12 protein-coding genes are annotated in these 13,747 nt (G+C 61.8%); 10 read left to right on the forward strand and 2 right to left on the reverse strand.

Annotated features, from left to right (window positions below):
* The first annotated feature begins 163 nt into the window (after positions 1-163).
* The 6 genes from JL474_RS19230 to JL474_RS19255 all read left to right on the forward strand — a co-directional run bounded on the left by JL474_RS19230 (position 164) and on the right by JL474_RS19255 (position 7,617).
* A complete protein-coding gene (locus JL474_RS19230; protein WP_203143404.1) occupies positions 164-898 on the forward strand; it encodes a winged helix-turn-helix domain-containing protein in 735 nt (244 codons plus the stop codon).
* Positions 899-903: 5 nt separating this feature from the next.
* A complete protein-coding gene (locus JL474_RS19235; protein ID WP_203143406.1) occupies positions 904-3,411 on the forward strand; it encodes a PAS-domain containing protein in 2,508 nt (835 codons plus the stop codon).
* A gap of 200 nt (positions 3,412-3,611) precedes the next feature.
* Positions 3,612-4,631 (forward strand): sugar ABC transporter substrate-binding protein, encoded by a 1,020-nt coding sequence (locus JL474_RS19240; RefSeq protein ID WP_203143408.1) that lies wholly within the window; start codon positions 3,612-3,614, stop codon positions 4,629-4,631.
* A 131-nt stretch (positions 4,632-4,762) separates the two neighbouring features.
* A complete protein-coding gene (locus JL474_RS19245; protein ID WP_203143411.1) occupies positions 4,763-5,848 on the forward strand; it encodes an ABC transporter permease in 1,086 nt (361 codons plus the stop codon).
* A complete protein-coding gene (locus JL474_RS19250) occupies positions 5,845-6,624 on the forward strand; it encodes an ATP-binding cassette domain-containing protein (protein WP_203143413.1) in 780 nt (259 codons plus the stop codon). The genes JL474_RS19245 and JL474_RS19250 overlap by 4 nt, the downstream gene beginning before the upstream one ends.
* A 57-nt stretch (positions 6,625-6,681) precedes the next feature.
* Complete coding sequence (locus JL474_RS19255; RefSeq protein WP_203143414.1) at positions 6,682-7,617, forward strand: substrate-binding domain-containing protein; 936 nt, start codon at positions 6,682-6,684, stop codon at positions 7,615-7,617.
* A 78-nt stretch (positions 7,618-7,695) separates the two neighbouring features.
* Here the strand turns inward: JL474_RS19255 and JL474_RS19260 are convergent, their stop codons facing one another.
* Positions 7,696-8,886: a CynX/NimT family MFS transporter gene (locus tag JL474_RS19260; protein WP_203143416.1), complete on the reverse strand. Its 1,191-nt coding sequence runs from the start codon at positions 8,884-8,886 to the stop codon at positions 7,696-7,698.
* A gap of 318 nt (positions 8,887-9,204) precedes the next feature.
* Here JL474_RS19260 and JL474_RS19265 point away from each other — a divergent pair, with 318 nt between their 5' ends.
* The 4 genes from JL474_RS19265 (at position 9,205) to JL474_RS19280 (ending at position 13,043) form a co-directional block, all read left to right on the forward strand.
* Positions 9,205-10,587 (forward strand): ribonuclease J, encoded by a 1,383-nt coding sequence (locus tag JL474_RS19265; protein ID WP_203143418.1) that lies wholly within the window; start codon positions 9,205-9,207, stop codon positions 10,585-10,587.
* 260 nt (positions 10,588-10,847) lie between these two features.
* Entirely contained in the window at positions 10,848-11,636 is a 789-nt protein-coding gene (locus JL474_RS19270) for a hypothetical protein (RefSeq protein WP_203143420.1), read from the forward strand.
* A gap of 18 nt (positions 11,637-11,654) precedes the next feature.
* Entirely contained in the window at positions 11,655-11,990 is a 336-nt protein-coding gene (locus tag JL474_RS19275; protein WP_203143421.1) for a hypothetical protein, read from the forward strand.
* Positions 11,991-12,233: 243 nt separating this feature from the next.
* Positions 12,234-13,043, forward strand: a complete 810-nt coding sequence (locus JL474_RS19280) for a hypothetical protein (protein ID WP_203143423.1) — start codon at positions 12,234-12,236, stop codon at positions 13,041-13,043.
* A gap of 48 nt (positions 13,044-13,091) precedes the next feature.
* On the opposite strand, the gene JL474_RS19285 is transcribed toward JL474_RS19280, so the two are convergent.
* Positions 13,092-13,574 carry a hypothetical protein gene (locus tag JL474_RS19285; RefSeq protein ID WP_203143425.1) on the reverse strand — a complete coding sequence of 161 codons (483 nt, stop codon included), beginning with the start codon at positions 13,572-13,574 and terminating at the stop codon, positions 13,092-13,094.
* Positions 13,575-13,747 lie beyond the last annotated feature (173 nt).

Here is a 13,747-nt window from a genome sequence, read left to right on the forward strand (position 1 = left end):
CGGTCAACGGCGTCAGACGCATTGCATCAGCGTTCCTCGCCCACGTAAAGCGGGCGATCAAACGCAATCGTGTGTTGCGGCGACCCGCCAATGATAGTGAAATGATCCGTTAAAGCACGCGCGTAGAAGCGGCCAGCATAACAATAAGAGGTTGAAGTGGACGATGGAGGTTGAACACCCACGCCATCTGGTGATCGTCGACGATGAAGTCGATATTCTGGACGTCCTGGAGGACGCCCTGACCCTGGAGGGGTACCGAGTTACGCCGTTGCGTCGGGGCCGTGACCTGCTCAACCTCCTGGAGCGCGATACGGTCGACCTGATCGTCCTGGACCTGCGCCTGGAGCAGGAGAACGGCCTGCGGGTCGCACAACAGGTCCGCGAGCGCTCGCCCATTCCCATCATGATGCTGACCGGCAAGGGGGATGAGACCGACCGCATCCTCGGCCTCGAGATGGCGGCCGACGATTTCCTGATGAAACCCTTCAACCTGCGTGAAGTCATCGCCCGGGTGCGGGCCCTCCTGCGCCGCAGCACCGAGTTGAGCGTGACACCCCGCACCCTGTCTGCGGAACCGCAAGGCGGGCTGGTGTTCGACGGCTGGCAGTTGAACCTGAGCCGGCGCCAACTGTTCAACCCCAAGGGCGAAGCCGTTGAACTGACCAGTGGCGAGTTCAACCTGCTGGCAGTCATGGTGCAGTCGCCTAACCGGGTGCTCAGCCGTGACGTGCTGCTTGAGCGGACTCACGGCAGGGAGACCGAGTCCTTCGACCGCACGATTGACGTCCTGGTCTTGCGGCTGCGGCGAAAGCTGGAAGAGAATCCCAAGGTGCCGCGTTACATCAAGACCGAACGCGGCATGGGGTACCGGTTTGAGGCCAGCGTGTCCCAGCTATGAGGGCTATGCGCTGGACACTCCGGAACCAGGCGCTGCTGGCGTTTGGCATCGGGATCTGTCTGGTGGCGGGGCTGATCCTGGTGACCTGGCACAGCCTGAACCAGACCCGGTCGGCGGTTAACGAGTTCGAGGGGTTGCTGATCCCGGAGATCCGCAATGCCCTGACCCTGTCGGAGGAAGCGGCCCAGATCGTGGCGATGGCGCCCTACCTGGCGTCCGCCGGCCGGCCGATGCAATTGCAGACCGAGCGCCAGCGACTGTCGCACCGGTATGAGCTGGCCTACTCGCTGTCCGAACAGTTGCAGAACCCGGAGGTGCGCGAGCAGTTGCAGGCCAGCCTGGCCGATATCCGCGCCGACCTGAACCGGCTGGCCGATCTGGTCAATGACGAACTGTTCCTGCGCGAGGATCTTTTCGCCGCACAGTTCGAGGTGGACCAGCGGGCGCGGGCCCGCTCCGGAGTCGACCGGGCCACGCTGGATCCCTGGCCGTCGTTGCAGCGCTTCTACCTCTCCATCACCCATCCGGACCAGTACGTCGACCGGAGCCTCCAGGAATTGGGAAACCTGGCCTCAACCCTGCCCGGGCGGGACGACTATCGGGACTGGCTGACGCTGGCCGCGGACGATCACCGCCAGTTGCAGCGCATCGAACAGGGAAAGGCCTTCCTGCTCGCCCGCCTGCGCGCCCATTCGGAGCAGCTGACCCAGCAGACCAACAACTTCGCCACCGACATCCAGAACGTCGTGCTGGGCCAGCAGCAAACCGTGTCCGCCCAGGTCACCCGGGCCCTGGTGCTGACCGTGGGGCTGGCGCTGGTGCTGATGGCCGCCATCGGCGTGCACTACGCCAACAATCGACGGCTGACCCGGGACCTGGCGGTCGTGATCGAGGATATGGGCTACCTGTCACGGGGCGAGGCCGCGCCTGCGCACATCGCCATCAAGCGCAGGGACGAGATCGGTGACCTGGCGGCCGCCTACGACATCTTCCGCGACCACGCCCGGGCGGCGGAGCGCACCAGCCAGGAACTGGACGCCCAGAAGACCCTGCTGGAAACCACCTTCAACCAGATCCAGGATGGCCTCAGTGTCTTCTCGGCCGAAGGCGAACTGGTGACCTGGAACCGCCGCTACCTGGAAATCTTTGATTTCGAACCGGACCAGTTGCGGCCGGGCCTGAGGCTGGACGAGGTACAGCGCCTGATGAGCCGAAAGCGGTTCCGCAACCTGAACCTCCAGCAGGAGTCGATCGACATCCAGTCGCTGAACGAGGCGCGTCACCGCAGTGTCCAGAGTTTCGAGCGCCACTACGATGACGGCCAGATCGTCGAGTTCCGCAGCCAGCCGATGCCGAACGGCGGCTTCGTGACCCTGTACAGCGACCTGACCGAGCGGCGGGTGGCCGAACAGCAGCTGCAGCAGTCGCAGAAGATGGAGGTGCTGGGGCAACTGACCGGGGGCGTGGCGCACGATTTCAACAACCTGCTGGCGGCCCTGCTGGGCAACCTGCAACTGCTCGATCAACTGCCCGACCTGTCCGAGCGCGGTCGGAAGTACCTGGAACGGGCGCTGAATGTCAGTGAGCGCGGAGCCCAATTGGTGCAACGGTTGCTGGCGTTCAGTCGCAAGCAGCGCCTGCGGCCGGAAGTGGTGGTGGTCGACGACGTGCTGGCCGGTATGGCCGAGCTGCTGGAATACAGCGTGTCCGGCCGGATTCAACTGGACCTGGATCTGGGGGCGCCGGATGCAACGATCGACATCGATCCCTCGCAGTTGGAAAACGCCATCCTCAACCTGGCGCTGAACAGCGCCGCCGCGATTCCGTCCAGCGGCCACATTCGCATCCAGACGCGACCGGCCGCCTCGGATCGGCTGGTCATCCGGGTCACCGATACCGGCACCGGCATTCCGCCGTCGATGCAGAAGCGGGTGCTGGAACCCTTCTTTACCACCAAGCCGGCCGGGCAGGGTAGCGGACTGGGGCTGAGCACCGTCTATGGCTTCGTGCAGCAAAGCGGCGGTGACTTCCAACTGGAATCCGCCCCCCGCCAGGGCACCACCATCACCCTGAGCTGGCCACTGGCCCAGGGCGCCGGAACGGACCATCCGGCGGCGGCGCTGGATCCGTTGCCCTTCGATACCACCCGGGGCGTCGCCATCGTCGAGGACGATCGCAGTGTGCGTGACGCCCTGGTGGACCTGTTCGAAGCGCGGGGGCTGGACGTGGTTGGTTTCGAACACGGCGAACACTTCATCGACTGGGCCCGACACTGCGATGCCGCCGTCGGTCTGCTGGTGTCCGACGTCAACCTCGGTGGCCACCTGACCGGGCTGGATGTGGTGACCATGGCCCACAGCTGCTGGCCGGAAACCACCTGTCTACTGATATCCGGCCTGCCCCGGGCCATGCTGGAGCGGGAGTTGGGGCTCGACATCCATTGGCCGCTGGTGCAGAAGCCGCTGACCGCCGCCATGTTCCGGGAACTGTTCCCCGGTCTGGGGCCTGCCTGACCCCGGCCGGCGCCATCCGGGCGTGCCGGTCGCCCCGAACACCACGCTGACCGGCTCCGCGTTCACGCCTGCCTGTATTTCAATTGTTTCAAAACCGACGTGTCGTTGAAATTCCCGGTTAGCACGCCTGCGTAAAGTGGTCCCGACGGCTCGACTAGCCGGTATTGATCGACCACAACAACAAAGAGGCAGGACTGATCATGAAAGCACCCCTGAAATCCCTGGCCATGGCCGTGGGCCTGAGCGTTGTTGCAACCGGCGCGCTGGCCGATGACGTTCTGGTGGGCCTGATCACCAAGACCAACACCAATCCTTTCTTCGTCAAGATGAAGGAGGGCGCGACCGCCAAGGCCAAGGACATGGGTATCGAGCTGCGCACCGCCGCCGGGCGCTACGACGGCGATAACGACTCCCAGGTCCAGGCCATCGAGAACCTGATTGCGGCCGGTGCCGCCGGCATCCTGATCACCCCGAACGATCCCGCCGCCATCGTGCCGACCATCGAGCGCGCCCGTGACGCCGGCCTGCTCGTCATTGCCCTGGACACGCCCCTGAGCCCGGCCTCGGCCGCCGACGCGACGTTTGCCACCGACAACTTCAAGGCCGGTGTCATGATCGGTGAATGGGCCAAAGCCCGGATGGGAGCCGACGCCAAGGACGCCAAGATCGCCCTGCTGGATCTGAACCCGAGCGAGATCACCGTCGACGTGGCCCGGGACCAGGGCTTCTTGAAGGGCTTCGGTATCGACCTGAACGACCCCAAAGACATCGGCGATGAAACCGATCCTCGCATCGTCGGTAACGACGTGACCGAGGGTTCCGAGGAAGGCGGTCGCCGCGCCATGGAAAACCTGCTGCAGAAAGACCCGGGCATCAACCTCGTCTACACCATCAATGAACCGGCGGCGGCCGGTGCCTACCAGGCATTGAAGGCCGTGGGCCTGGAGGACCAGGTGACCATCGTCTCCGTCGACGGCGGATGCCCGGGGGTCCAGAACGTCGAAAGCGGCGTCATCGGCGCCACCTCCATGCAGTTTCCGCTGAAGATGGCCTCCCTGGGGGTTGAAGCCATCGCCGAGTACGCCCGCACCGGCAAGAAGCCACAGCCCTCGCCCGGCAAGGACTTCCACGACACCGGCGTGACCCTGGTCACGGACCACCCGGTGGATGGCATCAAGAGCATCAGCGCCCACGCCGGTCTCGGCGAGTGCTGGGGCTGAGGCTCCCGGCCGGGAGCTGACCCGGGGCGGACGGGCCCGACATGCCCGATGGACGTCCGCCCCGTGGTCCGACGACATCGCCATCCCGGCTTCCCTCGAAACCTGACCAGGCTATTTCCCGGAGCCGCGTTATGACCGCATCCAGACCCACTCCCGCCGTGGCCGCCGACCATGAGCGCCTCACGGAATCCGTCAGCGGCACACTGGCCGCGCGGAATGCCGTCGAGCCGCTGTCCGGCTGGCAACGGCTGCATCGTTTCTTCCACGCCAATCCAACGGCGGCACCGGCAATCGTGCTGCTGGCCGCCATCGCCGCCTTCACGCTGATCGTGGGCGGTCGTTTCCTGAGCCCGTTCAACCTCTCGCTGGTGCTGCAACAGGTCACCATCATCGGCACCCTGGGGGTCGCCCAGACCCTGATCATCCTGACCATGGGCATCGACCTCAGCGTTGGCGCCATCATGGTGCTGTGCACCGTCGTCATGGGCCGCATGGCGGTCGACTTCGGCCTGCCGCCGTTCGGCGCCCTGCTGCTGGGCCTCGGCGCCGGGGCCCTGTGCGGCGCCATCAACGGGTCCCTGGTGACCCGGGTCAAGCTGCCACCGTTTATCGTGACGCTGGGCACCTGGAACATCTTCTTCGCGCTGAATCTCTGGTATTCCAAGAGCGAGACCATCCGCTCCCAGGATATCGAGAGCGCCGCGCCGCTGCTGCAGTGGACCGGCCATGCCATCGATGTCTTCGGCGCGCGCCTGACCTACGGCTCCCTGTTGATGCTGGGGCTGTTCGGCCTGGTCTGGTTCGCCCTGAACTGGACCGCCTGGGGCCGCCATGTCTACGCCACCGGCGACGACAAGGACGCCGCCGAACTGGCCGGCATCCGTACCCGGCGCGTGCTGCAATCGATCTACGTGCTGGCGGGCCTGATCTGTGGTCTCGCCGCCTGGCTGATGATCGGCCGTATCGGCTCGGTCAGTCCGCAGGTGGGCTTCATGTCGAACCTGGACAGCATCACCGCCGTGGTGATCGGCGGGACGTCGCTGTTTGGCGGCCGGGGGTCCATTTTCGGCACCCTGATCGGGGCGCTCATCGTCGGCATCTTCCGCAACGGGCTGGCCCTGGCCGGTGTGGATGTGCTCTGGCAGCAATTCACCGTCGGCCTGCTGATCATCGTAGCCGTCGCCATTGACCAGTGGATCCGGAGGGTTTCCGCATGACCGACGAGACAACACCTGTACTGTCCGCAAGGGGCCTGATCAAGCGTTATGGCCGGGTCACCGCCCTGGACTCGGCCGATTTTGACCTGTACCCGGGCGAGGTCCTGGCCGTGATCGGCGACAACGGCGCCGGTAAATCCTCGCTGATCAAGGCGCTGTCCGGCGCCGTGGTGCCGGATGCCGGCGAGATCCGCATGAACGGCCGGCCCATCAGCTTCCGCAATCCCATGGAGGCGCGCGAGGCAGGCATCGAAACCGTCTACCAGACGCTGGCCGTAGCGCCGTCGCTGGGCATCGCCGACAACCTCTTCCTGGGGCGCGAGCTGCGCAAGCCCGGCATCCTGGGCTCGGTGTTCCGCATGCTCGACAAGGCCGAGATGCGCCGCCGCGCGACCCAGCAGCTCAGTGACCTGGGGCTGCTCACCATCCAGAACATCACCCAGGCCGTGGAAACCCTGTCCGGCGGTCAGCGCCAGGGCGTGGCCGTGGCGCGCTCGGCCGCCTTCGGCAGTAAAGTGGTGATTCTGGATGAGCCGACCGCGGCCCTTGGCGTCAAGGAATCCCGGCGTGTGCTCAATCTGATCAAGGATGTGCGCAATCGCGGATTGCCCGTGGTGCTGATCAGCCATAACATGCCTCATGTGTTCGAGGTGGCCGACCGCATCCATGTGCACCGGCTGGGCAGACGCGCCGCCGTGATCCGGCCGGATACGCATTCCATGTCGGATGCGGTGGCGATCATGACCGGCGCCGTGGACGGCGACGCGGCGGCCTGAACTCCGCCCCAAGGATTCCGACGTGGAGGTCGGATCACTGACGATGACGGGATCGCCATGAAACGACTGCTGGCCATCGGCATGCTGGGCCTGATGATCACGCTGACCGCCTCGGCCGACGACCGGCTGCGCATCGGTGTCAGCGTGGCGGACCTGGGCAATGCCTTCTTCTACAGCCTGGCCGAGGCCATTCAGGCAGAGGCTGAGGCCCAGTCCGGCCGGCCCGTGGCGATGACCGTGGTGTCCAGTGCCTATGACCTGAAGCGCCAGCGCCGGCAGATCCGACAGTTCATCGATGACCGGGTGGCCATCATCCTGCTGACCGCGGCCGACAGCGAGGCCATCGAGCCGGACATCCGGCTGGCCCAAAAGGCCGGCATCGTGGTGGCCGCCATCGACATCGATGCCCGGGGCGCGGACATCACCGTGACCACGGACAACGTCCAGGCCGGCGAGATCGCTTGCCAGTACCTGGTTGACAGGTTGAATCACCGGGGCGAGGTGGCCGTCGTCAACGGCGCCCAGGTGTCGTCCGTCACCGAACGGGTGGCCGGCTGCCGGTCCGTGTTGAACAACTACCCGGACATCCACCTGTTGGGCGATCAATACAACGGTGGCGGGACCTTTGGCGGCGGTCTGGAAGCGGGCACCTTCCTGCTCAGCCAGCAGCCCGCTGTGCAGGGGATCTTCGCGATCAACGACCCGTCCGCCCTGGGGGCGGCCCAGGCGGCCGAACTGAGTGGCCGTGACGACATCCAGATCGTTTCCGTCGACGGGTCGCCCGCGTTCATACGCGCGATGCGGGAGCACCAGCCCAACCTTGCCGCCACGGCTGCCCAGTCTCCGGCCCGAATGGCCAAACTGGCCGTGGCCCGAAGCCTGGCGCGAATGGCCCATCCCGGCGAGCCGCCACAGACCATCCGAATTCCCACCCATCTGATCGACCCGGATACCCTGGCGGCCTCGAACAGGGAAGTCGACCAGCGTTACTGAGCGTTTGCCGGAAGCGCCGGCCAGCCGATCCGGTCGGGTGCCTCGCCTATGTCGGTCGGCAGTCACCGTCACCGGTGTTCAGCGTGCTTCGCCCACGTAAAGCGGTCGACCCGCCGCCAGACCGAACCCGAGTGCCGCGAGGGCAATCACCGCCAGGAACACACCGGCCACCTGCCAGTCGTCAAAAGCCCCGTGCAGCAATCCCAGCACCAGCGGGCCGACCGCCGCCATGGTGTAGCCGACGCCCTGGGCCATGCCGGACAGGCGCGCGGCGGTCTCGTGATCCCGGGCGCGCACGGCCAGCAGGGTCAGCGCCATGCTGAACGTCCCGCCCTGGCCGACGCCGAGGATCACCGCCCAGAACCAGATGCCGCCGATCGGCGCGTAGATGCAGCCCATCAGCCCGGCGCCGGTGAACAGCACGGCCAGCGCGATCATCGCCCGCTGGTCCCGCATGCGGCTGCTGATCCAGGGCGCGGCGATGGCCGAGCCGATCTGGATCATGATCGAGAGCGACAGGCCGATCCCGGCGTTCACCGCCGACATCCCGCGATCCTGCAGGATCGTCGGCAGCCAGCCAAACACCGAATAGGCCAGCGACGATTGCAGGCCCATATAGAGCGTCACCTGCCAGGCCAGCGGATCCCGGAACAACGAGCGGGCCGGTTTGGTCGGGCGTTTGGGAATGTGCTTGCCGTCGAGCTGCAGCCACCAGAGCACCACCGCCACCCAGGCCGGGATCGTCCAGATCGCCAGTGCCGCCTGCCAGTCGTCGCCGAAGGCCAGGCGCATGGGTTCCGTCGTCCCCGCAGCCGCCGAAGCGCCCAGGCAGAGCACCGCCGTGTAGAACCCGGTCAGGATGCTGGCGGACGACGGAAAGTCCCGCTTCACCACGCCCGGCAGCAGAACGCCCATCACCCCGATGCAGCCGCCGGCGATCAACGTACCGGCAAACAGACCCACAGTGCCGCTGTAGGGCCGGAGCACCAGCACCGCCCCCAGCACCGCCGTGGCCACCAGCACGGCCCGATCCACCCCGATACGCTGGGCCAGCCGCGGCGCCAGCGGCGCGGACAGCCCCAGGAACAGGACCGGCAGCGTGGTGAGAATCCCCTGACCGAACGAGCCCAGCGCCAGCGTTTCACCGATGCGCTTCAGTACCGGCGACACGCTGGTCAGGGCCGGGCGCAGGTTGAGCGCTACAAACAGGATGCCGGTCAGCGTCAGCACGGCGGACGGCGCCCGGGATTTTACAGCGGCTTCGGTCATAGGAGGCTTCTGCTTCAGATGGGTTCGGGTGATCGGCGATCACCGGGATCACGGCACGTGGAGACCGGTCAGGATTCGTCTCCGTGATACGGGCGCAGCCGTCGTGCAGATCGGAACGGCTGTCGCAAAACGCGCGGACACCGGCTGATAAACTTAACAAAGTCAGCTATTTGCGAGGCCATAAATGGCTCTGCACCAAAACGGTGATGGTAACGCACCCCGCACTGACCGGCCAGTCGAGGCCGCGGTACCACCCGGAATCTGCGTTACACTGCAGGCTTGCACCGTCCGCTCACCCACAACCACCACAAGGATGCCATGACCCCCGACCACAACGACCTCTGGTTCCTGCCGCTCGGCGGCACCGGCGAAATCGGCATGAACCTCAATCTCTACGGCCACGACGGTCAGTGGCTGATGGTGGATTGCGGGGTGACCTTTCCCCGGCCCGGGCGGGTGGTGGCGGACGGCACGGTGCACCAGCGCGGCGAACCGCCGGTGCAGATGGCCGATCCCGCCTTCATCGCCGACCGCCGGGACCAGCTCGCGGGTCTGATCATCACCCACGCCCATGAGGACCACGTGGGCGCGGTGCCGTACCTGTGGCCGCTGTTGCAGTGCCCCGTCTACACCAGCCGCTTTACGGCTGAAATCCTGCGCCGCAAGCTCGCAGAGTTCGACCTGCTGCACCGGGTGCCCATCCACGTGGTGGACGTGGAAGAACGCCGCACCATCGGCCCGTTCCAGGTGGAATGGCTGGCCCTGACCCATTCCATCCCCGATCCCAACGCCCTGATGATCCGCACCCCGGCGGGCAACATCTTCCACAGCGGCGACTGGAAGCTGGACGACGAGCCGCTGGTGGGCCACGGCTACACGCCGGGCACGTTCAAAGCGCTGGCGGACGAGGGCGTGGCCGCCATGGTCTGCGACTCCACCAACGCCACCGTCGCCGGCCACTCCACCTCCGAATCCGTACTGGAAAAAGGCCTGCTGGCCGCCACCCAGGACGCCCCGGGCCGCGTCATCGTCGCCTGCTTCGGCAGCAACATCGCCCGCCTGCACACCCTCGCCAACGTCGCCCGCGCCACCGGCCGTTACATGGGCCTGCTGGGCCGGTCGCTGATCAACATGAGCGGCGCCGCCAAGGCCGCGGGCGTCTGGAACGCCGACGACCACCTCATCAACCCCGCCCACCTGGGCTACCTGCCCCGGGAAGAAGTGCTGGCCGTCGCCACCGGCAGCCAGGGCGAACCCCGCACCGCCCTGCGCCGCATGGCCATGGGCACCCACCCCGACGTGGAGCTGGAACCCGGCGACCGCGTCATCTTCAGCGCCCGCGCCATCCCCGGCAACGAAGAGGCCATCGACGCCCTGATCGCCAGCCTGAAAGAGCAGGGCGTCGACGTCATCACCGCCGAAGCCGCGGACCTCCCCATCCACGCCTCCGGCCACCCGGCCCAGGACGAACTGCGCGCCATGTACCAGTGGGTGCAACCGGAAGTCGCCATCCCCGTCCACGGCGAAGCCGAACACATGGACGTCCACGCCAGCCTGGCGCGGGACTGCGGCGTGCCCAAATCCCTGCTGGGGCGCAATGGGGATCTGTTTATGATCCGCCCGGTGCCGGGGATGCGGCGGCAGGTGGCGGAGATTGGACGGCTGGGTTGGGAGAAAGGGGCGTTGGTGAGGGTGGTTTGAGTCCAGCCTAATTCTTGAAAGAAAGGAGAATGCAATACTTGGCGCTCAAGTGTCCTAAAAGAAGGGTGGAGTGATACCGAAATGGTGATTGAATACGGGGCTACTAGCAAGTGGAAAACTGACCTATTCACTTTGGTTGACATGAATCATCATGTTGTTGATTCGGGTGTATTATCAACGCTCCGGGAAGTGCTACCTCAACTTGGGTATGATTTGGCAAAGGACGCGTTGGAGGAAGTGGTTGTTGAGGGAGGAGATTGATGATGCAGAAATACATCATGAAAACCAATAGAGAGCAGCAGTGGCAGGCCATAGAGGCGTTGATGAAGGACCATGGTGCAACTCGAAAAAACATAAGTTCATGTCATAAGTATTTCTTTGATGGAATTGACTTGGGTGGCAATTTTAGTCTTGTGGATAAGTTTGTGTTCTATCCGGATCCCAGTTTCGACGGTTGGCAACAGCTTCTTGATGAAGGAGTGGGTGGCCCAATTTCTGATGCCGATTTTAAAACTCTAAATCAATATTTATGCGGGCAATTGGCGGACTACTTTTTTTCCATAGAAGATCAAAATTACTATTTTCAAGCGACGTTTGGAGATGTTTACGATAGCGAAAGAAAATTCCCGCTGCGCATCAATAATGAGTCATCTTTTAGAAAGATTGTTTTAACAGAAAATGCAATATTTTTTATTTTAGTAAACAGATTTTCCAGATGGTTGAAGGGAAAGGAGAAGGTAGAGCAGGGTGTGTTAAGATTTAACTACAAGTATTTTGAAACGCTTCTTTCCGTTGTCGAAAAAACTCCGTTTTCAGATAAAGAAGAATTGCCAGACGAGACCATAGACGGGAGCGTAAGACCAAAGATTCTTCGAGCAGGTATAAAAACAATTTTAAAATTTGGAGTAATGGAGAACGGATATGGCATTGATGATGTTCGTTTTTCGGCTGCACGGCGAGTGACTGAAATTATGATGGATCATGCGAGTGAGCTTGCGGATTTGAAGTTGTTTTACGAGCGGGCGATAGCGAATGCGGCGAGAAATTAATTAACTGGGAGGAAGCAGGTGAGCCTTTCCGTAGAGGTTTCCTTTCGGTCGCCCGATATCGATAGGTGGGAAACGATTGCTCGAGGTTTAGCGCGTGGCGAAACCGGCGCTCTGTTTCAAGATCGTGTGGACGCATTTGGTGAGTCGGCTGCGCAAAAATTGGAAGACATGCTCGAACGTTGGCCAGCCGAATATTTTTTGGTTATCGGGTTTGAACGGAGCAAAACGAAATTCTGGCTTGAGTTCGTCGGTGGTCCGAATGCTTTGGAATTTGCCCTTGAAATGTCTTCTTTTCTCAAAGCGTGCAACGTAACGAGTCTCAGTTGTGGCGTAATTGATCTGAGTGGTGACTGAACTTTTCCAGTCCTTCTCTTTTGAAGACTTTGGATTTCTTTGAGTTTATTTACAGAGAGTAAATCGTAGTTAGGGAAATAGGGGGGCTGTGATCGTTTATAACTAAGGGGCAGATCTTTCCCTTGGCGCTCAGTAGGCAAGACCTGACCCGGCGTGCCCTGGCACTTCACGATCATTGGATTTCGCTACGTGCTTTAAATATTGGAGTTGAACTACTCGAATCTGGAGCAATAAAGAATGGATATGAGCTTTACCGACGACCCGATATGGATCGCCAAACGTGAAGCGCTTTGGGAACAATGTCTAGACTCGCGTGGCTGGGCTGAAGAGCTTTCGAGAAAACAGGTACGCGATCTTCACGCTTATTTTATGACGGGAAGATTGACGAAAGGTGAGCCGAAACCAGTAGGAGCCCGTCTAAATTTTTTTCCTGATATGAATGTTGAAGCGATTGAGTACGTGTTGACACACAATATGCCTGAAGGTGCGACGGAAAAAGATGTATCCAGCCTAAAGTTGTTTTTCTCTGGAGGGATAGACGATGTGCCCGGAGTAAAAACTGAAGAGGCGGTCAGAATTTTCCGTTATGTTTTTGGCGACAGCTATAGCCCCGATTGGCATCTTCCTTTTCTAATCAAAGATGAATCCACGCATCGCCAGTCAGAGCTTGATCCAAATTATCAGTTCGCCTGCGGACTTGGTCCTATAAGGTGGTTAAAGTATGAAGACCGACCAAGGGGCATGTGGTACTACCTGACAGATTACTGGTTTTCCCTTCTAAATTACGTCGACCCCATTCTATTTAGGCCAGGGGATACTAGTCACCGCCCACCAAACGTCAATCGGAAAATTACTCAAAATAAGGCTCGTAGGTTTTTGGGTATTTGTGCGCACGAGATTGACATTACTAACGGTGCCGACGAAGGCGCTGAGCGCAGGCAGTACATGCAAAATATTCGAGATCGCATGGACGCCCTTGAGGGACCGCCTGACTTGATGACGTTATGGGATGACGTCAAAAAGTCAGACCCTGATGAGTTTTCCGAGTTTTAACAGGGCTTTCGGCGGCGAGTTATAATGAAAAGTTGGCCGACGATTCCGCTACTCGAAATCGTCAGGAAGGTAGCGGCGTACATTGTCAGGTATCGCCGCACGCCACTTCTTTTCGATTTCCTTAATCTCGTCATCGTCAAGCTCGCCATCTTCCTCATCGATGGCGGTAATCATCTTCCGACTGTCGGAAACCGCAACGTAGTAGTCGACGCCATGCTCATGATGAAGCTTTCCCCAGAACGCCAATGCCAATGAAGTGGATTGCGAGAGGAGCTGCAAAACTTCAATCCACTCTTCGCCGAACGGCGCTAGTACGACATAGTCCCCGTCGAAGTCGATGTCCTCAGAGAAAAGCACCCCGTCATTCAATTCGAGTAGTCGTGGGATGGCTTCGTCTGAGACGGATACGCCTGCTGCATTCAGCAGAGCTTGCACGGTTTCGGCAGGTGTCTCTTCGCTGAATTCAGTGAGGCAATCGGCGATGGCTGGCTTTTTGGCCTCAAAAACGATGGTTCCGTATAGTTCAGACATGGAAGATCCTGCTCAGAGTGGGTGGGGCTTTTTATGAACCGCAGCATGGTCAGGGTCTACCTTTGAATTTAGCAGATCAGTGGATGCGTTCTGTTCTAGACTAGTACCGGTGGCGGAGGTGTGGCTCATGGGGTCCGCGTTCCTCCGTGGCATCGCTCGACTCTGAAATGCCG

Source organism: Marinobacter mangrovi, assembly GCF_016798325.1.
Classification (GTDB): domain Bacteria; phylum Pseudomonadota; class Gammaproteobacteria; order Pseudomonadales; family Oleiphilaceae; genus Marinobacter_A; species Marinobacter_A mangrovi.